Consider the following 24,473-nt stretch of genomic DNA (forward strand, 5'->3'; position numbering starts at 1 on the left):
ATCCTTATGGTTCTCAACGCCTTCTTCATCGCCCTTCGCGAGATCCGTCGCAATCTCACCCGCGCCTTTCTCACCGTGCTTGGCGTCATCATCGGCGTCGCCGCCGTCATCACCATGGTCACCCTCGGCCAGGGCACCACCCAGGCCGTCAAAAACCAAATCTCCAGCCTCGGCACCAACCTCCTCGTGCTTCGACCCGGTGCCGGCTTCGGACCCCGCTCCTCCGCCGCTGGCGTTCCCCTGTTCACCGAACAAGACTCCCGCGCCATCTCCGAACAAATCTACGGCGTCGCCTCCATCGCCCCCGTCAGCAGCTCCTCCCTCAGCACCATCTACCGCCAAAACGCCCGCAGCACCACCGTCACCGGCACCACGCCCAACTACTTCTCCATCAACAACTGGAAACTCGCCGACGGACGCTTCTTCACCGAAGGCGACCTCCGGGGCGGCCAGGCCGTCTGCGTCATCGGCGACACCGTCCGCCAGGAACTCTTCGGCAACGAAAACCCCATCGGCCAAAAAATCCGCATCGGCAAAGCCTCCAGCGAAGTCATCGGAATCCTCTCCGCCAAAGGCCAGTCCGGCATGGGCAATCAGGACGACACCATCATCGTCCCCCTCTCCACCCTGCAACGACGCCTCGTCGGAAAAACCTCCGCCCACGACATCGCCAGCATCACCATCTCCGCCGCCGAAGACGCCAACAGCGACCAGCTCATTGCCGACATCACCTCGCTCATGCGCCAACGCCGCAACCTGCAATCGAATCAGGACAACAACTTCAGCCTCTTCGACACCCGTCAAATTGCCGACACCCTCAGCGCCTCCACGCAAATGATGACCACCCTGCTCGCCGCCGTCGCCGGCGTCAGCCTCCTCGTTGGCGGCATCGGCATCATGAACATCATGCTCGTCAGCGTCACCGAACGCACCCGTGAAATCGGCATCCGGCTAGCCATCGGCGCCCGCGCCCGCGAAGTCCTCCTCCAGTTCCTCGTCGAAGCCATCACCCTCTCCACCATCGGCGGCATCGTCGGCATCCTGCTCGCCCTCGGCCTCTGCTTCAGCCTCGCCCAACTCATCCAGGTCCCCTTTCAATTCAACCCGCAAATCAACCTCACCGCCTTCCTCTTCTCCGCCGCCGTCGGCATCCTCTTTGGCTTCACCCCCGCCCAACGCGCCGCCCGCCTTGATCCCATCGACGCCCTGCGCCATGAGTAATCAACAACCGCAACCGCACCCCTCATGAAACTCCTCGTCATCGAAGACGACCCCCTCCTCCAACGCAGCCTCGCCGCCACCCTGCGTGAAGAAAACTATGCCGTCGACACCGCCAGCGACGGCCAGGAAGGACTCGACAAAGCCACCGACCATCAATACGACGCCATCATCCTCGACGTCATGCTCCCCCGACTCGACGGCTGGGAGGTCCTCGCCCGACTCCGCCCCGGCATCACCACCCCCGTCCTCATGCTCACCGCCCGAGATGCCGTGCCCGATCGCATCAAAGGCCTCAACCAGGGTGCCGACGACTACCTCACCAAACCCTTCGATCTCGACGAACTCCTCGCCCGCCTCCGCGCCCTCATCCGTCGCGCCGCCGGCCAAACCAGCACCGCCCACACTGTCGGCAATCTTCAACTCGACACCGCCGCCAAACGCGTCACCCGCAACTCCGAAGAAATTCCCCTCACCGCCCGCGAATACGCCCTGCTCGAATACCTCGTGCTCCATCGCGGCAAAGTCGTCAGCCGCACCTCCCTCTACGAACACCTCTTCGACGAAGACGAGTTCACCCTCTCCAATCTCCTCGACGTCCACGTCTCCAACCTGCGCAAAAAACTCGGCAACGACATCATCACCACCCGTCGCGGCCACGGCTACAGCATCGAATGACCACGCTCTTCAATTCCATCCGCTGGCGTGTCCAAGCCTGGCATGCCCTCATCCTGCTGCTCGCCCTCCTCGCCTTCTGCCTAACCGCCTACAAACTCGCCTGGGACTCCCAGCTCAGCCGCATCGATCGCGACCTCGCCAGCACCGAACGCGCTCTCATCCGTTCGCTCATGCGCTCCGTGCAGCCTGAGTCACCCGGGCCAAACGCCCCCCCCATGCCCTTCAGCCAGCTCATTACCAAACTCCAGCAAGGCACCATCACCCTCCCCCCCGAAACCGCCGCCCTTTTCCAAAACAACGAACCCGGCCACGCCTTCTTCGAATTCCAGGACCAAACCGGCACCACCCTCCTTCGCTCCCAAAACTTTCCCAAAGATCATCCCCAACTGCTGCCGGTCACCGAATCAGAAATGCTCGAAGACACCCGCACCGAAAAAAACACCCGCGCTTCCTTCCGGAGTTCCAGCTCCGGCCTGCGCAGCATGGTCGGACGCGACATCACCCCCGAACTCATTGAGATGAATCGCTTCGCCTGGACCATCAGCGCTCTCGGTCTCGGCGTCTGGACCCTCGGCCTCATCGGTGGCTGGTGGCTCGCCGGTCGCGCCATCCGTCCCATCGAAACCATCAGTCGCACCGCCTCCCATATCGCCGAAGGCAACCTTCAAGAACGCATCGACACCGACGGCACCGACAGCGAACTCGACCAGCTCAGCCGCGTCCTCAACCAAACCTTCGAACGCCTCCACAATAGCTTCGAGCGCCAAAAACAATTCACCGCCGACGCCTCCCACGAGCTTCGCACCCCCGTCACCATTCTCCTCTCCGAAACCCAACGCCTGCTCAAGCGCACCGACCGCACCCCCGAAGAATATCGCGAAGCCCTCCTCACCTGCCAGCAAACCGCCCAGCGCATGCGCCACCTCATCGAAGCCCTTCTTCTTCTTTCCAAACAGGAAACCCAATCCAACGACTTCCCCAAAACCCCCTTCCAGCTCGACCAGCTCCTCACCGAAGTCGTCACTCAACTCACCCCTCTCGCCACCGAAAAAAACCTCCAGCTACAAACGCATTTCACCCCCACTCCGTGTGTCGGCGATCCCAGCATGATCCACGTGCTCGCCACCAATCTGTTGATGAACGCCATCCAGCACCACCATCATCCAAGCGGCAAAATCGACATCCATTGCGCCCCCTCCGGCCATCACGCCACCTTCGCCGTTCAAGACAACGGCCCCGGCATCCCCCCCGAACACCTCCCCCATTTGTTTGATCGCTTCTATCGCGTTGACAAAGCCCGCACCGGCAGTTCCGGCCACACCGGCCTCGGCCTTGCCATCGCCAAAACCATCGTCACCAACCACAACGGCGAAATCACCGTCACCAGCCACCCCGGCCAAGGCACCACCTTCAAAGTGCAACTCTGAACGTAACACAGACTTTCAGTCTGTGCGTGAGACGGACATCCTGTCCGTCATCAAACAGAAAGTGACACAGGCTTGAAGCCTGCGGGTGAGGCAGGCATTTTGCCTGCCGGCTCGGGACCTTCGGCGCGGAGCCGTATCTCAGGCTTCCAGCCTGCGCATTCGCCGCAGGTCAGGTTCAACAACAGCGACCGCTTCGCCCCGTTCCTACAGTCATCATTGTAGCCATCACTACCGATCCAATTGCGACCTCATCCCCCATTCCCTAGCCAGAAGCGCAAAAAACAACTCACTGGTCCAACCGCCCTTGTATGCCCGGAGCTCAAGGTGGTGAGCCTCCTGTCGGAAGCCCAGCCTCCGAAACAATGCCGCTGCGGAATCGTTCAGGGCGTCAGTCGTGGCGAAAAGACGGCGAGCCGACAGATCAGTAAACAAGTAGGATATCAAACACTCCAGCGCCTCGGTCGCATACCTCTGTCCCTGTCGGCTTGGTGCAAGGGTGATCCCGATCTCAAACTGCCGCGCCTCGTCAGCCAGACAATGCAACCCGCAGTCACCAATCAACTGACTTGTCCCCGTCTCGACGATCGCCACCTGAAACCATGTGCCCGGAACACCAATGTCTCGATCCTGCTGATCGTCGAGTAATTCAGCAGCTTCATCGGGTCCGAACGTCTCCCATGACTGGTATCTCGCCACCTCCGGCGAGGAACGATAAGCACAAAGGGCCGGTGCATCATCTCTCTGCAAACGCCTGAGGAGCAATCTAGGAGTGGTCAATGAATCGGGAAATCTCATACTCAAGGGTAAGGGAGTTGGTTGGGCGGACGTCTGAAGTCTGACACCGCGGAAACGAGACGTCCAGGGCGAAGCGAACTAGCCACATTGTCCGTCGCCGCCACCACCGTTACAGCACAACGACACTCCTACCTACGGACTCCCCAGTCCCACAGGCTCCGACAACGCCGGAAGCAATGGCGTCACCGTCGGTTGAAGCACCGATTCCACTGGCGTCGCCGTCACACTGGATTTTCGGACCGGTTGGCCAGACGGATCGACCAGTTTTGCGGTCACAAAGATCATCAGATTGCGCTTGAAGTGGTCCTCCGCCTTGCTCTGGAACAGTTGACCAAGAAACGGGAGGTCGCCGAGCACCGGCACTTTGTCTTCCACATCCTGCACGTCCTCCCTGATAAGTCCGCCCAACGCCACGGTATGGCCATCCCAAAGAGTTACCGAAGTCGTCACCTTGCGAGTAGAAAACACCGGCTGCTCAATCTTGTTCTCCGTCAACACCAGCGTCGTCGGATTCCCCAGCGCGTCGGTGGCGGTGGTTTGAATGGGGCTGCCATAGTTGATGAATCCTTCGAACTCGGTCACTTCAGGAGCCAGGTTCAGATCAATGGTGTAGCCATCTGGGCCAATCACCGGATCGACCTCCATGCGCACGCCTACCGGCCGCATCTCGAACGCGGTCGGCGTGGTGGGAGTGACCGGATAGGACGAGGAACTTCCGCCAGTGACACTTCCATCGGTCGAGGTGCTGCCGACGGTCTGTGGAATTTGCGGCGGATCAAACTCGGTCGGATAGATAAATTCGCGAATGACTTCAATGACCGCGCGCTGTCCGGAACGGCAGGTCACGCTCGGTGCACTCATCAAATCCACCCCCTTCTTCTGGCTGAGAGCGCGGATGACGACCTGGAACTGCGGATCGGTAAACACGCCAGCGAGCGAAAAAATACCGGGCGAGACACCCGCGGCGGCGGAAGCTCCAGACAACAGCCCATCAATCGAGTCCGGTGTAATCGCGGAGGAACCACTGCGATTGCCCGAAGTAACGGGATACTGACCAGTGGCGACGCCATCTTGCGAAAACGAATAATCAGAACTGGTGGCGCTGGTGGTGGATGCGTTGCCGGAGGTGCCGCCACCGCCAAAAACGCTTTCGCCACCGATGTTGAACTGACCAAGCAACCAGTCGAAGCCGAGTTCATCGGTATTCTTTTGGGTCACTTCCACAAACTTCGTGGTGATGTAAATCTGTTGGGGGATTTTTTTCCGAATGCTGTCCACATAGGCTTCAATTGCATCAAGGTTTGGCTGGGTGTTGCGCACAATCAGCTGCGAGGTTGAAGTGACAAAGTTGGCGGAGGCACCTTCCGGAAAAGGGATACCGCTCGCTTTCAACACGTCGATCGCCGTGGCACGAGATCCGATGGTTGCAGTTCCCGCGCCACCTCCACCCCCGGCAGCAGCGAACGGATCAGCAGGAGCCGCTGCCCCAGCTGCATCCCCACCAGAAGCACCGCTAAGGAAATCGGGCGGGACTAGGAACATCCGGGTATACTGCTCATCGCCTACTTCAGAAAGAGGAACCACCACAACGGCGAATTTTTCCACCTTGTATTTCATGTTGGCGAGTTCAGTGATGTAACGAAGCGCTTCGTCCATCGGCACTTCTTTCAAGTCCAGGCTGATGGTTGCAATCAAAGGTGCTGCCCCCTGACGAAGGATCAAGTTAACTCCCTTTTTGCCTGGATCGCGCTCTTCAGTATCGAAATCACGACTTTTGATGCGCAGGAATTCGATGGCTTCATCAATGCTGGCACTCGAAAAGTTCACGCTTGGGAAAATGATGCTGCGCATTTTCTGACTGTAGTAGGCCGAATCATCCGTGGTGGTTCCATAGGCACTGGCAACATCCTGAATGAGCGCTGAAGGAACCTGCTCTTCCCACGCTTGATTCACGTCGTTAAGCATTTTGGCACGACGCTGGTCACGGGCCGTCTCAAAGTAGTTCTGGCGATTCATCTCCACCTGTTCCATGCCTCGGCGCGCGGCGCTGTTGTAAGGGTCAATGCGCAGCACATCCTGGAACGTGTTGTTGGCGTTGTCGTAATCACCAAGATTCACGTAACTGTATGCCATCTGCATTAGCTTGATGACTTCACTCACGTCGGCCATGTGCGCAGGGGTCAATGCTGGCTCGTAACGTCCAGGGTCATCCAGATGCTCAAGCAACGTTTTTGCATCGGCACCTTCCGGGTGGATCGCAATCGCCTCCTGAACTAGCAAGCGGGCCTCTGCATAAGCCCCAATGGCGGCGCGCTCGCGGGCGAGGCAGACGGAGGCCTCACCAAACTTCTGTTTCACCAAGGATCGCCATGGCTCTGACATGGGTGCATCAGGCAGCCAATCCAGGGCCATCTTGTATTCAGTGAGCGCACCTTCGAAGTTTTTATCATCCATCAACTGGTCACCTCTTTCAATTGCGCTTTGGGCGTCCGCAACACGCTGTTGCCTGCGAACGATCTCACGTTCTGCCACGGCAGAAACGCCATCCGGACTGCCTGCATGGAGTGCCGAAACGAGAGTGAGTGCCACTGCTCCGAAACAAACCACCGGCTTGACCGTCCACAAACTCCCTTTCGACGAAGGTCGAGGTCGATGGTGTTGATTGTCCTGAACAGACTGTGGATCTCGGTTGATCCCGGCTGAAAGCATGGGGGGCAAACTCGGGCCGCCATCGTCGAACGCAGTGAGGAATTCCATGCGCCGACCCTATCGGACTGATCATGAAGGAAAGGTTAAGGCGCTGAAATTATCTAAAAAAATCCCGTCTTCATCTTCTCTTAATGTTGCGCGTTCTAGTCTCGTGTTGATGCAACCGAAAACCGCGCAACAACCCGGCGAGCGCGCCGTCTTGACAGGCCGAACCTTTTCAATGAAGGCGCTCGTCGTTGAGGATCAGGCGGAGCTTCTTCAAATCCTCGCCCAAACCCTGCGCGAGGATGGCTATATTGTGGATACGGCTACTGACGGGCCGAACGGATTATTCAAGGCTCTCGACATCGCCTACGATGTCATGGTGCTCGACATCATGCTGCCGCAGATGAATGGCTGGGAACTCCTCAAGAAACTGCGCGAACAAAAAAAGAACACCCCCGTCCTTCTTCTAACTGCCCGCGACACAGTCCATGACAGAATCCGCGGGCTGGATGCCGGAGCCGATGACTATCTCACAAAACCCTGCAACCTGGCGGAGTTGCTGGCCCGACTGAAAGCGCTGATCCGACGAAGTGCCACCCCTCCACGTCCAATCATCGAGATTGGGGATGTCGTGTTCAACCTGGGTCTACGCACCGTGAGCAGGCACTCCCGTGAAGTCATGCTGACTGCCCGTGAATACGCTGTGGCAGAGTATCTGGCGATCAACCGCGGAAAGGTCGTCACTCGCAGTGCTTTGAATCGGCATCTTCTTAATGAAGGAGATGAAAGCCCGTCCAACCTTGTCGCAGTGCATATTTACAATCTGCGCAAAAAACTGGGTCCCAACTTCATTCTGACCCGCCGCGGCATTGGATACCGGATACCATGAACATTTTTTGCCGATCCATCCGATGGAAACTGCAGCTTTGGCACGGCCTGGTTTTGCTGACGGTGCTTGTGTTGTTCGGGTTCGCCGCGCAATGGCTCGTATGGAAAAACACTTTGAAGCGGATTGATGCGGAGCTCAGCCTGCGCGCCTCCTTCATCGGGGCAAAAATGGCATTCCAATATGGCCTCCTCATTGAATCGCCTTTTTTTGAAGGCAACATTCCTCCCGAGCAACGATCCCTTTTTGGACAACCGAATCCTGAGTCATTCTACTACGCCATCTGGTCCGTGGATGGCACGCTATTGGAGGCCTCGGAACACGCCCCCTCCGACCTCACCAGGCCCACAGCGACTGTGCATGCTGATTCTCCAGCCCCGCGAACTCGAGAGGTCTATCGCGAATTCATCGTCAAACCATTGAGGCCAGGTCCACCACCACCGCCAGACCCAACGATGGTCTTGTCCGATTTCTCACCGCTGGAATTTTCGACTTCGCCCGATGTCATCGGCGTAGTCGGCTGCTCTCTGGACGCCGCGCATGAAGAGCTCCGTCAACTCACCCTCGGCTTCACCGCCGCTGGAGGTTTCATGCTCTGTGCAGGTCTCACCATCGGATGGATGCTCACTGATCCCGTCATCGCTCCAGTCAATGAGATACGAAAAGTGGCCATTCAAGTCGCCAATGGAAACATGGCAGAGCGCATCCCGATATCTGAGCAGGACAGCGAAATGGGCGAACTCGCCAGCGTATTGAACGACACCTTCACCCGGTTGAAATCGGCCTTCGACAGGCAGGCGAGATTCACTGCCGACGCCTCGCACGAGCTGAGAACCCCCATTTTTATCGTTCTTTCCCAGGCGCAATCCGCATTGATGCAAGAGCGCTCCTCGGCCGAATACCGCCGTGGCTTCGAAATCACCCAGACCGTGGCCAAACAAATGTGGACTCTTGTTGACTCGCTTCTGCTGCTTGCACGTCAGGATGCTGGCGAACTTTCTCAAAGCGTCGAAGTTTGCCAACTTGAGACCATTCTGACCGAGGTGATGAGCTTGATGGAACCGCTCGCACAATCGAAACAGGTCACCCTCCATCTGCAATGGGAGTCCGCCGCAGTTCTGGCCGGACCACATCATCTCAAACAGATTCTCACCAATCTTCTGTCCAACGCCATCGACTACAACCAACCGGGCGGCGATGTCCGGGTATCCCTTTGCGTTTCAGAAAAAATGGCAGTTCTCATAGTGGAAGACAGTGGCTCTGGCATATCTGCAACAGATCTCCCCCATATTTTCGAGCGATTTTACCGTGCCGACAACACCCCCTCTGCAGGTGAGGGTCACTCAGGACTTGGCCTCGCCATCTGCCGTGCATTGGTTGAAACTTACGGTGGCACCATTGAGGTTGAGAGCACACAGGGCTTCGGGACCAAATTCACCGTAAAGCTGCCTCTTGCCTAACAAGGGCAGCATCACTATTGATCGGCTTCTATCCTAATTGCACCCGACTTTGTCGGATCAAGACCTCACATTGCTTCCAGATCGACATGCAGGAAACAAACCGGTCGCCGTTGCGCTCTAACCGTCTCATTGTGATTACTTTAGCGTGAAGAATTAGTCACAATACCCCGCTAGTGGATGGGGGATCGAGGGCCAAGGTGAACACCAATATGAACAGTTTACATAGGCGTGGCGCAAAACCCGGATGCTCCGCCTGTAACTAAATCCAATTCAAAATGCCCAATCCACCATTCCACGAAAACAGCTCTACTTTCAGAATCCTTGCCGGGATTTCCTCTACAGAAAAAATCACCCGCTCAGGTAAAACCTTGTCCCTCTTTTCCGCACTCGCAATAGTTACTATGGGATGGATGGGCACAGCACAAGGGGCAACGGTATTGTATTTCCAAGGATTTGAGGATGTCGCGCCAACAAACGCCTGGAATTATGCCATCGGCAATTCCACTGTGACACAGGTCGGCACACTAGCCACGAGCGGCCAGGTTCCTCTAGATCAGGGTGTGTTGGCAGGAGACAAATCGCTTCAACACAGCAATCGTGTCAATGGCACTGGAGTTTTGGGGACCGTTACTTTCTCCTCAGTCGATCTGACCCAGTTTTCGGGCCTATACACCGGTCTCTACATTGAAGTGCGTTTATCCAGCACCGGCACCTCAGCGAATGGAAACGATACGGGCGATTATTTTCGCATGTTTTCCTCCATCAATGGCGCTGCATTTGAAACTGACTCCGCTGCCAATGCCGATATTTCATTGGCAGGAAGAAGCAATGCTAGGTGGGGATTCAACGCAGCGCCGCTCTCCCCAAACCCCCCAGCTACCGTCGCCGCAGGAGGCAACCTTCAGCTTCAATCTCCCCCAGTAGGAGGTGGAACCAATGACAACAACTATTCCACGTTTCGAATTAATCTCGATGATTCCGCTTCATCGATTGCCCTTCGCCTAAACTTCCTAAATGACTCGTCAGGAGAGTTCTGGAACGTCGACAACGTAGCCATCTACGGAACTTTGGTTCCAGAACCCTCCAAAATGGTCCTTGTCGTGTTCGGATTAACGGCAGCATGCATACATCGCCGCAGGTCAAAAACCTGCTGAAGAAATCTCGGCCACTGCAATCCCCCCGATACGCCGCCATTTAAGTTTCGCATTTGCTCCTGACAAGATCGGCCAGCTCATCTTGTGGCTCAATGTCTGTCAGACATGACGTCGGCATTCAGAAAACTGTTCATCTAGACTTTACGTGCATCGCCACGTAAACCCTGACCGCCTTAGAATTTCACGGGCTAACCTCTAATTCTGGCTGAGCCCATTGAGGCATTGCCGCAAAATTCTCGCCCTCACGGCATAAGATTACGAAAGTAGATTGTCCGAAACTGCACTTCGTCATCGTTTGGATTTTGGGTGTTCCGATTATTTAGATACCGTTCCACCACTGCCTGCTGTCTTTGCTCGGCCGTCACGCGCAACCTTCCATTGCGGGTCTGTTTCAGCGATTGGCCAACGGTATAAATGCTAAACACGCCACCCCGCGTCGTGATGAGACTGGCAATTTCTCTCATCAACGCCTCGGAAGCCTCGCCGCCATCGGCCACCCCTTTGATCTCACAAATCTCTCCGGGCGTGTCGTAGGCATTTCCCAAGTCTCCTCCGCCGCTTGCCGCGGTCCAGGGGTAACCATAGACCTTGCCCTTCTGGTGTTCCCCATCCGCCAGCACTTGATGATAAATGTTGGAGGCCACCTCGCTGGCTGGATGCCGCAATGCTGATGAACCCGCCACCAGCGCCACCAACCCTCGATCTCTCGCCAGATGCTCGAAAGGCAGCACATGCGAGTTCACATTAATCCGTCCCCCCACCGATGTGCCGTGCGGCTTGAGCATCTCATTGGAAGCTGCGCCAAAAGAATTCGGCACCGTGAACAAGTCCAGCAATGCCCAGTCCGGCAACACGCTGGCATCTGGATAGTTGTTGGGTTGCAACCGCAACGTCCTCCAAGGTGTGCTTCCAGAATAAGCATCGGTTCCCGTCACCACATAACCCAGTTCGCCCACCGAACTCATCAGCCCGTTGTCATTCTGAGCATCGTTCACGCCAAAGCCTTTGGGTGGCGGCATGTAGAGGCTCGCATCAGTCAACAAGCCATTCGCATCCGTATCCTGCTGCGGCTTCACATCCAGGGGCGGCCTGCCGAGCGTGGAACGAGAATTGATATTGCCCAAAGAGTTGGCACCCGCAGTGTTGGGCTGCCAGTCACTGGAGTGTCCGTTGGCACGTGGATCGTCAGTTTCCAGTGTCAGCATGGCCGACATTGGAGTCGTCGATGGATCACTGGTCCGGTAATTCAACGATCCCGATTGCGGACTCAACAGCAAACGCGGTCGTCTTCCCAGACTGGTCAATATGCCATTCAGATTGGTGGTCGAACGATACGCCGCCATTCTCACGTTGGCATTGGGCTGTTGAACGTAAGACTTGTCACGATAAAACATCTTCGTCACCACCACCCGTTTTCCCGGCATCAGCATGGTCTGGTTCGGCCCCTCACCGCCGGTCAGATCTGAGCGAAAAATACGCACGGCATCCAGCGTCCCCTGCATGTTAACAAGATTACCCCTGGGACTTGGAAAATAACAAACATGGCTGTTCGCGCTAACTCCCGTAATCCCCAACACCCACCCCATCGAACTGTTTGCGGCGGGCTGCGGCGCCAGATCAGGAACCAAATCAATCCCCTCTTCCACCCCGTAGCTTTCTGGAAGATAGAACTCTGCGGTGTAGTAACATTTATAAAGCGACTTGCCCGCAGGCCAGCCGGCAGGACGAGGTGTCGGCTGCGGCGTGGGATCTTTCTCAACATACATCCCCAACTCGGTGAAGTAGGGCGACCGGCTCACCCCTTGATAGCTATCGGTTGCCGCATAGGCATGCGTCGCGTGCAGCGTATACTTGCCATCCGGTGCCACTCCGAATCGAAGCGGCGCAATGATATCCAGCGAGGATTCTTTGGCACGAACATAGTCGATGATGTTCACAATGATCTGCGCCAGCCGGATGTCACTGTCGAGGCTGCCAGGATAATACTTGTCTTTGAAACTTACGCCGGGAGCAATTGGCCAGTTCTTTTCACTGATGTAGCGGAGCAGATCACGCACCACCGCATCAAACTTGTTGGGAACCACCTGCTGACCTGTGGGATCATTCAGCCAATCCTGCTGACCGCCCGCAAGAAAATCCAAATCGCCCGGATCGCTTTCATCCGCAGCAACGTCATCCCTCATGATATCAATGAACTTCCTCGCGTAAGATCCATCGGGATTCTTTGGCACCAGATCACGATTGGTGGTCAGCATGATGCGTTCCTCTCCAAAAAACGTCGTGTCGGGATCGTGATTGTAATGCGTCAGCTCAAACTTGTTATACGCCAGCATGTCCGACAATCCCGGAACCTCTGGCTCCAGTTGCCTCGCATCGGCAAAAGTATTGAAGTATCTTGCAGGCGAAGCCACGGTCCATTGATGCAACGCATCCGCCATGGCTTCCGTCAATCCCGTTCCACCAGGCAAACTTAGCGCCGTCAAGTTGATCCAACTTGGATGCGACTTTGGATTGCGGTTCACCAGTGAGGTGGACGACGTGTCCAGATTCCTTTTCCACGCCAGATTGTAATTGATCTTGCTGCTTTCATCGTCTGCCCAATATGCGAACCGTCCAACCAGTGGATTCGCCGCATCCGTCAGCACCGGCTCTTCGGCGAAATCGAATGACCGGTCCCCCGTGTCAGAGTTTTGACGCACGTAGACCCACTTCAGCCTCAAGGCCACCGGTTCGCCCGTGGCTGGATCCACGCGATCGGTGATCAACCGCGTCGAGACGAGGCTCTCAGATACCATCGGAGCATTGAGATCGGGCCCCTGGAAGATCGGATCACTGTAAGTTGTTGCCAACGGCGCTCCTGAAGAAAGTTCAACGCGACGTGCCAACAGCTTTTGATCCGCCGGAGGATCGTTGGGGACAATCAATGCCCCGGGTTGCGTCAGCCAGTTACGCCGCAATCGGGTATGATCCTCCACCGACTGCCCCTCCGCGCGCGCCGGATCCACCGTCTCTCTTTGCAAAGTAGCAATCACCCTCTCCATCCCCTCCCTCGCAAACAAACCCGCTTTGGTCCGGTCCAGATGACCTCCGGCCGAGGTGTGGTCGAATTTCGCCGATTCAAAATAAGCCACCACCATCAAGGTCAGCAGCGCAACAAAAAACACCGTCACCACCAACGCGGTGCCCCGACGGGAAAACAACAAAGACGGACGGTGGGAAAAATGTTTCATCGGGCGTTCTGGAGCTGAACTTGAGTGGTGTAAATGCGGATGCCCGGAAGCAATCGCTTGAGGTCTTCGCGATTTGCCGAAGCCGTTTCGAGCCGGTTGAGGAACTGCGCCGCATCCCTCGTATTCGTCTCCCGGGAGAGCTCCCTCATGTCATCTGCCACCACGGCGAGGCGGGACGCATATCTCGAATCAATTTGAGCCAGGGAAACCTGCACCGTGGCTGGAAGTCGACGCTGCTCCGTCACCGTCCCACCACCCGTCGTCGGGAACTGGCAGTTATATCCCACTCGTGAGTCATACTCCCTCGGCAGCTCAACACCGTCCAATCCAAACGACCGTATCCAAAGTCCCAGCACATATTCCGCAAACAGTCCTTTGTAACCTGCGTCCACATCTGCCGGCTTGACCACCTCATCCACCACGCTGGAACTTACCCACAAATCTGGATTGGCATCCTGATAGATAAGAAATTGCGGATTTGGTTTCAGCACGCCATCAATCTTCACCGAAGGATTCACGAAAAACCGGCACAACATCGGCACCGCGTTCTCCCACTTCACAAAATACCCCACCTGAGCGATCTCCCCGAAACTGGTTTCCCGAGCCAAAGGTGCCTGCCAGAAGATGCAATCGGCATTGCGATAGTCCGCCGATAGCCGGTCGACCGGTGGATTGATGATGAACTGAAGATTCGCCGGAGCGCCACCCGTCGATTGGGCTACCGGCAGCAACGCCCCCTGCAATTCTGTCCCGATAAAATCCGCAATCGCGCGAACATTCCTCCGCCGCTCCGCATGCCCCTCACCGTTCAACCACGCCTTGGATGTGCCGGTGAACATGATCGTAAACAACGTCATGATCACCGCCAGAATGGCCATCGCAATCATCAACTCCAACAGAGTGAAACCACGCGCATCCCCGCTTCGGACTCTTCTAATAACGGGCGATGCTGGCATGAAAGATGGATTCTCCAGGACGAAGGTTGGGATCAGCATTCGCAGAAACCGGCCAGGTGAAGTGCAGTTTCACTTCAACAAGATTGGAGACACTGCCTGCGATCCTGCGAAAACCTTCATCCTCCGACTTTTCCACCACGCATTCAAAATGCGCCTTCGGATCTGTTGCCGCCAAAGTCCCTGACAATGGCACGCCTTCCTGAGTAAAATAATACACACTGTCCTCCATCGGGCCCGGGGCAGCGGCTTCAGCCATCGCCGACCACGGCTTCGACCGTCCCAAGGCATCAAACGGCACCACATGCAGATCGCCCACCACCATGCCCGTCATTGCGGCAAGCGCCGTGTCCTCACCCGCTTCTTCACTGGTATCCATTGCCAGGCTGAGCAATCCAACCACCGAAAGCAAGGCCACCGAAGCAATGCCCAGCGCCAAAGTCACTTCCGCGAGACTAAATCCGGTGTTCGCTCCCCTTCCCCTTGCAGTCATCAACATCGACATCAGGGGCGGTTGATTTTGGCAAGCCCTGTCGCTCCAATGAGTGACACATCATAAAAATTCCCGGGCGATCCATCACTCGTGGTATTCCGATATTTCATCACTGCTCCCTGCTTGACCCCCTCCACCAGTCGGATGCGCGCCGGACTCTCCGAATCATGCAAACCTCCGTTCGGCAAAAACACCCTCAACGCACATGTGGCACTGGAAAGAGCGACCCCTTGATAGTCGAAAGGCAACGACCCCGATGCCGCATCCTCTGGAGCCAACGGCAACGGCACTCCCGCTTGAGAAACAAACGTGCAGGTGCGGCGATCCGCAAAATCCACCAACACCCCCGAAGGCAGCGCCTGCCATGGCGTGGCCTGGGTCCAGCCATTCGATGCATCGTATTCCATGATCGCCAAAGTGCGAAAATCGTCCTCCACCCCCAAATCCCCCAGCACCGCCAGCGCGGTTACCGTGTTCTTCGTCATCGCCATCTGCCTCGCCTGCGCCGCAAGATGGGTTACCAGATTTCCAGCAGCCGTCAGTCCGGTCGATCCCACCAGTGCCGCCATGGCAGGAGTCGCGATCGCGACCAGAAGTGCAATCAACGCCATTACCACAACCAACTCCAGCAACGAGAACGCTCTGGCACAAGCAGGAATAACGCGGTGGATGGTATTACGCATTTTAATGATTGGAAACTCCTCATTAACAACGAATTACCTTCAAGTCACCCCGAACGCCGCAACGATTCCGTCACTCAAGCATCGTCACTCTCTCCCTCTCGTAAGCCGGTCAATTATTTTTCAAATTGCACGCCATCGGACATCCGATTGAATAGATTGCCCGCCATTTCCGTCTCGGAAACGGGCTGCAAACCGCAAGATATGCCGGGCACCGTTCCAGCCACGACTCTTAAACATGAAAAATGTTTAAAATTCTAGTAGATTTAATTATTTAAAAATTTAAAATATCAACATGCACTCGCTCAACATCCCTATCTATTCGATCGCGGTTGCTTTCTCCCTGGCTGCATCCCTTCCCGCAGCCAGTTCCCAAACCAAAAATCCGGTCTCCAAAACGTCCGGTCCTGTTCAGCACAAGGTCGCCAAAGGCGAAACCATGTGGAGCATTGCCCAGAAACACCAGACCAGCGTCGGCGAAATCATGGAGCACAATCGTCTCCAGTCCCATGTCGTTCGCGAAGGCATGAACCTGAAAATCCCTTCCCGGGAAGCTGTCAAACCGATCACTTCGACCACCTCTAACAACACCTCTAACACCCCACGACCCACGACCCGCGAGTCCATTCACGTGGTGAAATCCGGCGAAACTTTCTGGACCATCGCCGAGAAATACAAAATCAATCCACAGGCCCTTGCGCAGGCCAATCCCAACATCAATCCCAACCGACTCCATCCCGATATGGAGGTGACCGTTCCGCCTGCCCAGATTGCCTCTTCCGCACAGAAGACCACGCCACAAACCACTGCGAAACCCACCCGCACCAATCCCACACCACCGGTCGTGGCTGCCAGCGGTGAACACATTCTTGAACAAGGAGAGACCTTCTACTCCATCAGCAAAAAGCGCGGCATCAAACTCGCCGACCTTGTCGCGGCGAATCCGACCCTCAAACCAGAACGCCTCAAACCCGGCACCAAGATCAACCTACCCGGCGGCACCGCCAACTCGACGAAACCCCAGCCCACCCTGACTTCGTCGCAAACACCCAAACCAGCGACCACCGCTCCGAAAACAACCACGGCCTCATCCAAACGTCACACCGTGGGCGAAGGAGACAGCATCGCCAGCATTGCCGAAAAACACTCCATCTCCACTGATCTGTTGTTGAAGCAAAACCGCCTCACCGAAAGCGACTCCATCTACATCGGCGACGTCCTCACCATCCCCACGACTGCATCCGGGACAACTCCCACCCAGCAGAAGACCGCTTCCACCACGACCCCAACAACAAACACGACCGCCAGCAACACTTCCAAACCCACAACGGCTACTGAAGCTCCAAGTCCTGCCACCGTGGAAACCTCTCCAGTAAAGCCCAAAGCCAATGCTCCCCTTCACGTTGCTGAAGATGGAAGCATTCGCTCCTACATCGTCAGCCACGGTGAAACCGACGAAACCATCTGCGAAGCTTTTGGCATCACCAAAAAAGAACTCTTTGAGCACAACAAGCTCAGCCAGGGCACCCAACTCCGCCCCGGCGATGAAATCATGATTCCTGCGACCACGAAGAAAACCGTCGTGTCGCGGTAATCATACAACCAACCACTCCCAACCTAAGAACCATGTTCAGCAATGACCATGGTTCTTTTTTTGTGTCGTGCCCCGACCTCATCGCGCCAGCCACCAACGCTCACGCTTGTCTGTTCCGTGTTGCTCCAACGCATTTCGATAAGACTCAATCTCTTCGTAGTCCAACGCTCGCATCATCAACGGCAGCACCTCTTTCCGATCCATCTTCTTGATCTGCTTTCCGAGTTTCCATTCCTTTTCCTCAGCCAGATAAGGCACCAACAGATCCAACGCCCCACGCAAGCTTTGCCCCTTCGGACCCCGGTGCCCCCACCAGTCCACCCCCACGGACTCCCCCATCCGTGCGAGTTGCATAAACGCGCTCAAGTTAAAGACCGAATACGACCACGACAACGTCCGCGCCAGCTCCAGCGGCTGCGTTCCATCCGCCTCAATCTGCGCATCCAGCCTTCGCGTCAGCCCAGCCCGGGACCTCGCTTCCGCCTCCTCTTTCATGCCCAGATACAAAGCCAGATGCGTCGCGATCACGTCATGATAGACCCCGTGATTGTTCTCCGCCTTCTCGTATTCCAGCCCGCTGTCGCTCGTCCGCAGCCACTGATAAAATTGCTCCAACCAACCGCTTAACGACTCTCCATCATCCAGCGTCCAGGCCTCCGAGCCCCGGATCATCGCCACTCCGTCCAACATCCCCATCATCGACTCCGCCTCAATCAGCCCCGTGCTTCGCCCATCATTCCTTCCCGGCACTGCCTGCGCATAGTTCATGTGTGGATTCATCCGCGTCCCCTCATTCAAATACCACACCCGTAAAAACTCCGCCGCCTTCGCCGCATACTTCTCCTCACGAGTAAAATAATACGCCAAACCCAGCGTCTCAACCCACTTGTTCACCCGGCTGAACCGCGACGCATCATTGTCCTCCCTCGCCCCCGGATTGCGCACTCCGTCCCTGCGAATCCACGGAAGCCCGTCCGGCTTCTTCGGGTCCGGCCACCAGTAAACCCCGATGCTGAAATAATCGTGCGGATCCCCACTGGCCGCCCGCTCCTCCTTGCCCATCACCGACTCCGTCTTCGCCTTCAATCCCCGTTCCGCCTCGCTTACCAACGCCTTCAAAGCTGGTTTCAGCGACTCGTCCCCCTCCTTCAAACGACGCGCACTTTCCATCAGCACCTTCGGCGAAATCGAAAACGTCCCCGGCTCCTGTGCCCTCAGATCTTCGCCACCCATCCTCATCACCACTAACACCAACCCCAACATCATCACAGTCAAACGCATCTCCCCTAAACGCCCCCCACCCATCAATCTTGCCCCCCACCTCCCAACCCCAAGAACCAAGAACCAAGAACCAAGAACCAAGAACCAAGAACCAAGAACCCCGAGCCCATGCAACGATGTGCACGAATCCGCCCCCCACATTCCACCTCCCCATCTTGGCATGGCATCACCGCTGCTAATTCAAACCCGACAGCGCCACTCGCGCTCATCCAAAAACTCATACAATCTAACCATCCAACCTACTCAATCCCATGCCTGAAGTCACCATCCCAGCTTACAAAGACGGCGACGTCCTCGTCGACTACGAACAAAAAGTCTTCGAAGACATCAAAGCCAACGAAGGCGAAAAAGCCCTCGTCACCTTCCACGGCGTCGCCTTCGAAGGATCCATCGGCCTCGTCAACACCCTCAACGCCACCCGCCTGCTGCGCAAAGGTTACGACACCTCCATCCTCCTTTACGGACCCGGTGTCACCCTCGGCTTCCAGCGCGGATTCCCCACCCTCGGCGACGAAGCGTTCCCCGGTCACCTTCTGGTCAACAAACGCCTCAAAACGTTTATGGACGAAGGCGGGAAAATCTACGCCTGCCGATTCTCCACCCAGGCCCTCTACGGCCAGACCGAGAAAGCCTTCATTCCCGGCATCATCCCCATCAACCCCCTCGACGTGCTCGACTGCATCCTCACCTTCCAACGTGCCAATGCCGTCATGATCCACTCCTGGAACCTTTAAAAAAGTTAAGCAACACAGCCATCCCGGCTGTGCCGTCCCGCAGGCATCCCGCCTGTGGAACGGCACCCCCTACGCCCTCCGGGTCCCTTTTAGCCTTTCGCCCTTATCCCTTAGCCTTTCTCCGATATGCCTTCCATTCGCGCCGCCGCCATCCAAATCGCGCCCGACCTCACCAGTTGCGAAGGCACGGTCGACCGCGTCTGTAAGGCTATCAGCGATGCCGCCTCGCGTGGCGTCGAAATGGCCGTCTTTCCCGAAACTTTCATCCCCTATTACCCCTACTTCTCCTTCGTCGAGCCTCCGGTCCTCCAAGGCAAAGAACATCTCCGACTCTACGAAAACGCCGTCGAAATCCCTGGCTGGGTCCCCGAAGTCCTCTCCCAACAAGCCCTCCTCCACAACATGGTCCTCTGCGTCGGCGTCAACGAACGCGACCACGGCACCCTCTACAACACCCAGCTCATCTTCGACGCCGACGGCACCCTCGCCCTCAAACGTCGCAAAATCACTCCCACCTATCACGAACGCATGATCTGGGGCCAGGGCGATGGCTCCGGACTCAAAGTCGTCAACACCCGCGTCGGCCGCGTCGGCGCCCTTGCCTGCTGGGAACACTACAACCCCCTCGCCCGCTACGCCCTCATGGCCCAGCACGAACAAATTCACTGCGCCCAATTCCCCGGCTCCCTCGTCGGACCCATTTTCGCCGACCAGATGGAACACACCATCAAACACCACGCCCTCGAATCCGGCTGCTTTGTCATCAACGCCACCGGCTGGCTCACCGACGAACAAATCGCCAGCGTCAGCACCGACCCCAAAATGCAGAAAGCCCTCCGCGGCGGCTGCTACACCGCCATCATCTCGCCCGAAGGTGTCCCCCTCTGCGACCCCATCACCCAAGGCGAAGGCATGGCCATTGCCGACCTCGACTTTGCTCTCATCACCAAACGCAAACGCATGATGGACTCCGTCGGCCACTACTCCCGACCCGAACTCCTCTCCCTCAACCTTGATCCCACCGCCCACACCCCTCTCAACACCAACCAAGGCGACCCATACGCCTGCAGCCCAGACCACCACCATCATGACGACGACAGCCAATTCCTTCCAGTCGACGCTCCTCACCCGCAAACAGCTGCTCACGTCTGAGCTCCAATCTCTCGGCATCCGCATCGCCGACGAGACCAATTCCGCCAACAGCCGACGCGGCGGTGCCGGTCCCTCCGACCACAAAGCCGTCAGCATCATGGGCACCACCCTCATGGTCCCCATCCATACCAAACCCGCCCATCAATCCCCCTTTACCGCTGATCCACCTGACGCCGTTGGCCGCTCCTTCCTTTACCGCGACGGCCAGCCAGAAGCCCCCCTGCAATTCCCCCCGCAGCCCCGCTTCTACGGCATGTCCACCCTCGACGGCATCCCTTACTGGAAGATCGCCCAGCTCCACTCCCACAACGTCCTCGCCACCACCGTCCTTCAAACCTGCATCCGCTACGGCAACACCAGCACCAAATGCCAGTTCTGCGCCATCGGTGAATCGCTCAAAGCCAACCGCACCATCGCCCGTAAAACCCCCGAACAACTAGCCGAAGTCGCCCGCGTCGCCCAGCAACTTGACGGCATCGAACAGGTCATCCTCACCACCGGCACCCCCATCGGACCCGACCGCGGTGCCTCCGTTCTCGTCGATGTCGCCGCCGCCATCAAGTCCGCCACCGGCCTCGCCATCCAGGCCCAATGCGAGCCCCCCGCCGACTTCGTCTGGTTCAAACGCCTCCAGGACGCCGGAGTCGACACCCTCGGCATGCACCTCGAAGCCTGGGACGAATCCGTCCGCGCCAAAATCATGCCCGGCAAAGCCGAAGTCCCCGTCAGCTACTACCTAAAAGCCTTCTCCGCCGCCGTCGAAGTCTTCGGACGCGGCCAGGTCAGCACCTATCTCCTCGCCGGCCTCGGCGACACCGTCGAAGGTCTCCTCGACGCCTCCCGCCAGCTCATCGCCCTCGGCGTTTATCCCTTCGTCGTCCCCTTCGTCCCCATCGGCGGCACCCAGTTGGCCAATCACCACCCTCCCACCGCCGACTTCATGCGCGCCATCCTCGAGCCCCTCGGAAACATGCTCAGCGAAGCCAACATGACCTCCGACACCGTCAAAGCCGGCTGTGCCAAATGCGCCGCCTGCTCCAGCCTCTCCACCTTCGAGAAGAAAACCGCCTGCGCCGCCTAACCACTCCAATTCAAACACTTCAACCACAGATGAACACAGATTCACACAGATAGCTCCCCAGCCTCATTCAGTAGAATTCCATCCGTGTTCATCTGTGTTCATCTGTGGTTACCCAATTCATCCTTCCATCATGCCCGAAGTCATCTTCACCGTCCAACTACCCAGCGGCGAAACCAAACGCTGTTACTCCCCCTCCAGCGTCGTCCACGACTACTTCAAAACCGGCGAGATCATGTCCGTCACCGAGTTCACCAACCGCAGCCGCAACGCTCTCACCGAAGCCTCCGAACGCGTCCGCAAAAAGTTCGGCTTCTCCTGCACCTCCGCCGCCGCCCAGCTCGACGAAATCGAACACTTCACCAGCACTCAGCCACCCAACGCCACCGTCCGCATCGTCGACATCTAGCCACTCCCTCACAAGGAAAGGCGATCTCCAGATCGCCTCCCTCCATCTCACTCCACCATGTCCAGCCGCAAGTCCATGTCCACAACCACCGATCTCCCACTTCCCACTTCCCACCTCCCACCTCCGACTTTCCACTACCCCGTCCTCATCATCGGCGGTGGCCAGGCCGGCCTCTCCATGAGCTACTGCCTCAAACAACGCGGCATCGACCACCTCATCTTCGAAAAAAACCGCATTGGAGAAGCCTGGCGCTCCCAACGTTGGGACACCTTTTGCCTCGTCACCCCCAACTGGCAATGCGACCTCCCCGGCTTCCCCTATCCCGGCAGCGACCCCAACGGCTTCATGAAAAAAGATGAGATCGTCGGCTACCTCGAATCCTACGCCAACTCCTTCCAACCACCCGTCCGCGAAGGCGTCAGCGTCAGCCGCCTCAACCGCCATCCCTCCGGAAAATTCGAAGTCCTCACCAGCATCGGCGAATTCACCGCCGACCAGGTCGTCATCGCGACCGGCGGTTATCAAATCTCCGCCCTCCCGCGCATGGCCGAGCGCCTCCCCAAAACGCTCGTGCAAATGCACTCCTCCCTCTACAAAAGCCCCGACTCCATCCCCCCCGGCGAAGTCCTCGTGGTCGGTTCTGGACAGTCCGGTTGTCAGATCGCTGAAGACCTCCACCTCGCCGGACGCAAAGTCCATCTCGCCGTCGGCGGCGCCCCCCGCACCGCCCGACGCTACCGCGGCAAAGACGTCGTCGACTGGCTCCACGACATGGGTTACTACAGCAAACCCGTCCACGAACACCCCCTCAAAGAACGCGTCCGCGCCAAGGCCAACCATTACGTTACCGGACGCGACGGCGGACGCGACATCGACCTCCGCCGCTTCGCCCTCGAAGGCATGCAACTCTACGGCCGCCTCAAAACCATCGAAGACAACGTGATGGACTTCGCCGACGACCTCCCTCAAAATCTCGACAACGCCGACAAAGTCGCTGAAAGCATCAAGGACACCATCGACAAATTCATCCTCACCAACCAAGTCGAAGCCCCCACCGAATCCCGCTACACCCCCCTCTGGCAACCCGACCCCGGCCCCCGCCAGCTCGACCTCGCCCACTCCAACATCACCACCGTCATCTGGTGCATGGGTTTCAGCACCGACTACCGCTGGATCGAACTCCCTCTCTTCGACGGCAAAGGTTACCCCGCCCATCAACGCGGCGTCACGACCATCCCCGGCATCTATTTCCTCGGACTCCCCTGGCAATACACCTGGGGTTCCGGCCGTTTCTCCGGCGTCAAACAAGACGCCCTCTTTCTTGCCGACAACATCGAAGCCCGTCACACCGCCCCTCCCACCCCCGTCGCCCAAAAACTTAACGAACTCGCTTTAGGAAACCAACCCGTGACACAGGCTTTCAGCCTGTGGGTGTCACGGGCATTCTGCCCGTGCCTTCAGTGACCAAGACCAACTTCCCGCCCCACAATCACCAATTCCCAACGACCAATTCCCAATGACCAATGACCAATGACCAATGACCAATCAAATGTCCAAACCCAAATGCTCTAACCATCACTCCACGCACGTCTCATAACCTTCGTCATTGGACCTTTCCTTGCTCATTGAGATTTGCTCATTGGTCATTCCTCCCTCTCCCCATTTTCTCCGCCATGCTCTTCGATCCCTACCCCACCTACCAACCCCGCGATTTCATCTTCAAGATCGCCACCACGGAAGACGAGATGCGCGGCTACTGGAACCTCCGACGCGAAGTCTTTTGCGAAGAACAACACGTCTTCGAAAACGACGATCGCGATGCTATCGACGACCATTCCATCCCCCTCATCTGCGCCACCCTGGTCGCCGGCATGGTCGATGAAGTCGTCGGTCTCGTCCGCATCGACGAACGCGAACCCCGCCTCTGGTATGGCAGCCGCCTTTGCGTCAAACAATCCTTCCGTCGCCTCACCCAGCTTAGCCCCGGCGTCAGCATTCGCAACCACCAACCCGTCTACAAAGGCTTCGGTGCCTTGGGTGCCGGGCTGATCTACAAAGCCGTCTCCACCGCCAACGCCATCGGCTGCGACCGCTTTCTCGCCAACGTGCAGGAGCAAAACGAAAAATTCTTCCACCGCCTCCATTGGCAACCCTTGGGCGAAACCCAATTCCACGGCCTCCGCCACATCCACATGCAAGCCGACCTAGCCCACTATCCCCCGGCCGAGATGGTGGCTTGAGCGAAAATACAGAACCTACCACTCCAATATCCGTAGCACCTTTTTCTTGATCTCGCTTCGTCTTGCTTGCAGCACCTGGGCTCGTTTACGTCCACGCTCTGACTTCAACAAATCGTGAATCCTGAGTCAATCCACCGCAGTCAATCGGTCCAATCCATCGGCCTCGTCCAATACCGTTTGAAAAGGTTTCGGCTCACGACCAGCCCGAACTGATGTGCACAAAAGACCATTGACCGTCATCAAAGGGTCGTGCCCGCAAACCGCATTCGACGAAATGATGACGAACGGGTGAACCTGTCCTTCCGGGAAAGGAAACT

Annotated in this window: 20 protein-coding genes; 13 read left to right on the forward strand and 7 right to left on the reverse strand. The window is 57.2% G+C overall.

The annotated features are described in order from the left end of the window. The first annotated feature begins 6 nt into the window (after positions 1-6). The 3 genes from FEM03_RS19865 to FEM03_RS19875 are packed head-to-tail and all read left to right on the forward strand — an operon-like array spanning position 7 to position 3,323. A complete protein-coding gene (locus FEM03_RS19865) occupies positions 7-1,221 on the forward strand; it encodes an ABC transporter permease (protein WP_138088053.1) in 1,215 nt (404 codons plus the stop codon). A gap of 24 nt (positions 1,222-1,245) precedes the next feature. Continuing rightward, the gene (locus tag FEM03_RS19870; protein ID WP_138088054.1) at positions 1,246-1,896 is read left to right on the forward strand and encodes a response regulator transcription factor; all 651 of its coding nucleotides are present in this window, start codon (positions 1,246-1,248) and stop codon (positions 1,894-1,896) included. Beyond that, complete coding sequence (locus FEM03_RS19875) at positions 1,893-3,323, forward strand: sensor histidine kinase (RefSeq protein WP_138088055.1); 1,431 nt, start codon at positions 1,893-1,895, stop codon at positions 3,321-3,323. The genes FEM03_RS19870 and FEM03_RS19875 overlap by 4 nt, the downstream gene beginning before the upstream one ends. A 228-nt stretch (positions 3,324-3,551) precedes the next feature. On the opposite strand, the gene FEM03_RS19880 is transcribed toward FEM03_RS19875, so the two are convergent. Further along, positions 3,552-4,118 (reverse strand): GNAT family N-acetyltransferase, encoded by a 567-nt coding sequence (locus FEM03_RS19880; RefSeq protein ID WP_240772849.1) that lies wholly within the window; start codon positions 4,116-4,118, stop codon positions 3,552-3,554. 132 nt (positions 4,119-4,250) lie between these two features. After that, positions 4,251-6,725, reverse strand: a complete 2,475-nt coding sequence (locus FEM03_RS19885; RefSeq protein ID WP_425501966.1) for an Amuc_1098 family type IV pilus outer membrane protein — start codon at positions 6,723-6,725, stop codon at positions 4,251-4,253. Positions 6,726-6,873: 148 nt separating this feature from the next. Between FEM03_RS19885 and FEM03_RS19890 the strand changes: the two genes are divergently transcribed. The 3 genes from FEM03_RS19890 (at position 6,874) to FEM03_RS19900 (ending at position 10,312) form a co-directional block, all read left to right on the forward strand. Continuing rightward, positions 6,874-7,701 (forward strand): response regulator transcription factor, encoded by an 828-nt coding sequence (locus tag FEM03_RS19890; protein ID WP_240772851.1) that lies wholly within the window; start codon positions 6,874-6,876, stop codon positions 7,699-7,701. Further along, a complete protein-coding gene (locus FEM03_RS19895) occupies positions 7,698-9,158 on the forward strand; it encodes a sensor histidine kinase (protein ID WP_138088057.1) in 1,461 nt (486 codons plus the stop codon). The genes FEM03_RS19890 and FEM03_RS19895 overlap by 4 nt, the downstream gene beginning before the upstream one ends. Positions 9,159-9,433: 275 nt before the next feature. Next, complete coding sequence (locus tag FEM03_RS19900) at positions 9,434-10,312, forward strand: PEP-CTERM sorting domain-containing protein (RefSeq protein WP_138088058.1); 879 nt, start codon at positions 9,434-9,436, stop codon at positions 10,310-10,312. A gap of 242 nt (positions 10,313-10,554) precedes the next feature. Here FEM03_RS19900 and FEM03_RS19905 read toward each other — a convergent pair whose 3' ends face one another. From FEM03_RS19905 to FEM03_RS19920, 4 genes are read right to left on the reverse strand one after another with little or no spacing between them, the layout of a single operon-like run. Then, positions 10,555-13,542, reverse strand: coding sequence for a hypothetical protein (locus FEM03_RS19905; RefSeq protein ID WP_138088059.1), 2,988 nt, complete (start codon positions 13,540-13,542; stop codon positions 10,555-10,557). Next, positions 13,539-14,498, reverse strand: coding sequence for a PulJ/GspJ family protein (locus FEM03_RS19910; protein WP_166443016.1), 960 nt, complete (start codon positions 14,496-14,498; stop codon positions 13,539-13,541). The genes FEM03_RS19905 and FEM03_RS19910 overlap by 4 nt, the downstream gene beginning before the upstream one ends. After that, a complete protein-coding gene (locus FEM03_RS19915) occupies positions 14,476-15,000 on the reverse strand; it encodes a hypothetical protein (RefSeq protein ID WP_206171087.1) in 525 nt (174 codons plus the stop codon). Before FEM03_RS19915 ends, FEM03_RS19910 begins: the two co-directional genes overlap by 23 nt. Next, entirely contained in the window at positions 15,000-15,671 is a 672-nt protein-coding gene (locus FEM03_RS19920) for a pilus assembly FimT family protein (RefSeq protein WP_138088062.1), read from the reverse strand. The genes FEM03_RS19915 and FEM03_RS19920 overlap by 1 nt, the downstream gene beginning before the upstream one ends. Positions 15,672-15,963: 292 nt before the next feature. On the opposite strand from FEM03_RS19920, the gene FEM03_RS19925 reads away from it, so the two are divergent. Further along, on the forward strand, positions 15,964-17,262 hold the full coding sequence (locus FEM03_RS19925; RefSeq protein ID WP_138088063.1) for a LysM peptidoglycan-binding domain-containing protein: 1,299 nt from the start codon (positions 15,964-15,966) through the stop codon (positions 17,260-17,262). 78 nt (positions 17,263-17,340) lie between these two features. On the opposite strand, the gene FEM03_RS19930 is transcribed toward FEM03_RS19925, so the two are convergent. Further along, complete coding sequence (locus FEM03_RS19930; protein ID WP_166443017.1) at positions 17,341-18,543, reverse strand: alginate lyase family protein; 1,203 nt, start codon at positions 18,541-18,543, stop codon at positions 17,341-17,343. 251 nt (positions 18,544-18,794) lie between these two features. Between FEM03_RS19930 and FEM03_RS19935 the strand changes: the two genes are divergently transcribed. From FEM03_RS19935 to FEM03_RS19960, 6 genes are all read left to right on the forward strand, one after another. Further along, complete coding sequence (locus FEM03_RS19935) at positions 18,795-19,277, forward strand: MSMEG_0572/Sll0783 family nitrogen starvation response protein (protein ID WP_138088065.1); 483 nt, start codon at positions 18,795-18,797, stop codon at positions 19,275-19,277. Between the two features lie 126 nt (positions 19,278-19,403). Then, positions 19,404-20,429, forward strand: coding sequence for a Nit6803 family nitrilase (locus FEM03_RS19940; RefSeq protein ID WP_138088066.1), 1,026 nt, complete (start codon positions 19,404-19,406; stop codon positions 20,427-20,429). Beyond that, complete coding sequence (locus FEM03_RS19945; RefSeq protein ID WP_138088067.1) at positions 20,365-21,510, forward strand: MSMEG_0568 family radical SAM protein; 1,146 nt, start codon at positions 20,365-20,367, stop codon at positions 21,508-21,510. Before FEM03_RS19940 ends, FEM03_RS19945 begins: the two co-directional genes overlap by 65 nt. 130 nt (positions 21,511-21,640) lie before the next feature. Beyond that, a complete protein-coding gene (locus tag FEM03_RS19950) occupies positions 21,641-21,916 on the forward strand; it encodes an MSMEG_0570 family nitrogen starvation response protein (RefSeq protein WP_138088068.1) in 276 nt (91 codons plus the stop codon). Positions 21,917-21,991: 75 nt separating this feature from the next. Continuing rightward, entirely contained in the window at positions 21,992-23,380 is a 1,389-nt protein-coding gene (locus FEM03_RS19955) for an MSMEG_0569 family flavin-dependent oxidoreductase (RefSeq protein ID WP_138088142.1), read from the forward strand. A gap of 209 nt (positions 23,381-23,589) precedes the next feature. Further along, a complete protein-coding gene (locus FEM03_RS19960) occupies positions 23,590-24,156 on the forward strand; it encodes an MSMEG_0567/Sll0786 family nitrogen starvation N-acetyltransferase (RefSeq protein WP_138088069.1) in 567 nt (188 codons plus the stop codon). Positions 24,157-24,473: the final 317 nt, after the last annotated feature.

Source organism: Phragmitibacter flavus (assembly GCF_005780165.1).
Taxonomy (GTDB): domain Bacteria; phylum Verrucomicrobiota; class Verrucomicrobiia; order Verrucomicrobiales; family Verrucomicrobiaceae; genus Phragmitibacter; species Phragmitibacter flavus.

What these genes read in the sequence shown, in the direction of transcription:
- FEM03_RS19935 (WP_138088065.1), top strand. Translation starts at nt 18,795, where the DNA reads ATGCCTGAAGTCACCATCCCAGCTTACAAAGACGGCGACGTCCTCGTC.
- FEM03_RS19910 (WP_166443016.1), bottom strand. Translation starts at nt 14,498, where the DNA reads ATGCCAGCATCGCCCGTTATTAGAAGAGTCCGAAGCGGGGATGCGCGT.
- FEM03_RS19950 (WP_138088068.1), top strand. Translation starts at nt 21,641, where the DNA reads ATGCCCGAAGTCATCTTCACCGTCCAACTACCCAGCGGCGAAACCAAA.
- FEM03_RS19890 (WP_240772851.1), top strand. Translation starts at nt 6,874, where the DNA reads ATGCGCCGACCCTATCGGACTGATCATGAAGGAAAGGTTAAGGCGCTG.
- FEM03_RS19875 (WP_138088055.1), top strand. Translation starts at nt 1,893, where the DNA reads ATGACCACGCTCTTCAATTCCATCCGCTGGCGTGTCCAAGCCTGGCAT.
- FEM03_RS19920 (WP_138088062.1), bottom strand. Translation starts at nt 15,671, where the DNA reads ATGCGTAATACCATCCACCGCGTTATTCCTGCTTGTGCCAGAGCGTTC.
- FEM03_RS19880 (WP_240772849.1), bottom strand. Translation starts at nt 4,118, where the DNA reads ATGAGATTTCCCGATTCATTGACCACTCCTAGATTGCTCCTCAGGCGT.
- FEM03_RS19960 (WP_138088069.1), top strand. Translation starts at nt 23,590, where the DNA reads ATGCTCTTCGATCCCTACCCCACCTACCAACCCCGCGATTTCATCTTC.
- FEM03_RS19900 (WP_138088058.1), top strand. Translation starts at nt 9,434, where the DNA reads ATGCCCAATCCACCATTCCACGAAAACAGCTCTACTTTCAGAATCCTT.
- FEM03_RS19940 (WP_138088066.1), top strand. Translation starts at nt 19,404, where the DNA reads ATGCCTTCCATTCGCGCCGCCGCCATCCAAATCGCGCCCGACCTCACC.
- FEM03_RS19930 (WP_166443017.1), bottom strand. Translation starts at nt 18,543, where the DNA reads ATGCGTTTGACTGTGATGATGTTGGGGTTGGTGTTAGTGGTGATGAGG.
- FEM03_RS19895 (WP_138088057.1), top strand. Translation starts at nt 7,698, where the DNA reads ATGAACATTTTTTGCCGATCCATCCGATGGAAACTGCAGCTTTGGCAC.
- FEM03_RS19925 (WP_138088063.1), top strand. Translation starts at nt 15,964, where the DNA reads ATGCACTCGCTCAACATCCCTATCTATTCGATCGCGGTTGCTTTCTCC.
- FEM03_RS19870 (WP_138088054.1), top strand. Translation starts at nt 1,246, where the DNA reads ATGAAACTCCTCGTCATCGAAGACGACCCCCTCCTCCAACGCAGCCTC.
- FEM03_RS19945 (WP_138088067.1), top strand. Translation starts at nt 20,365, where the DNA reads ATGACGACGACAGCCAATTCCTTCCAGTCGACGCTCCTCACCCGCAAA.
- FEM03_RS19955 (WP_138088142.1), top strand. Translation starts at nt 21,992, where the DNA reads ATGTCCACAACCACCGATCTCCCACTTCCCACTTCCCACCTCCCACCT.
- FEM03_RS19905 (WP_138088059.1), bottom strand. Translation starts at nt 13,542, where the DNA reads ATGAAACATTTTTCCCACCGTCCGTCTTTGTTGTTTTCCCGTCGGGGC.
- FEM03_RS19865 (WP_138088053.1), top strand. Translation starts at nt 7, where the DNA reads ATGGTTCTCAACGCCTTCTTCATCGCCCTTCGCGAGATCCGTCGCAAT.
- FEM03_RS19915 (WP_206171087.1), bottom strand. Translation starts at nt 15,000, where the DNA reads ATGTCGATGTTGATGACTGCAAGGGGAAGGGGAGCGAACACCGGATTT.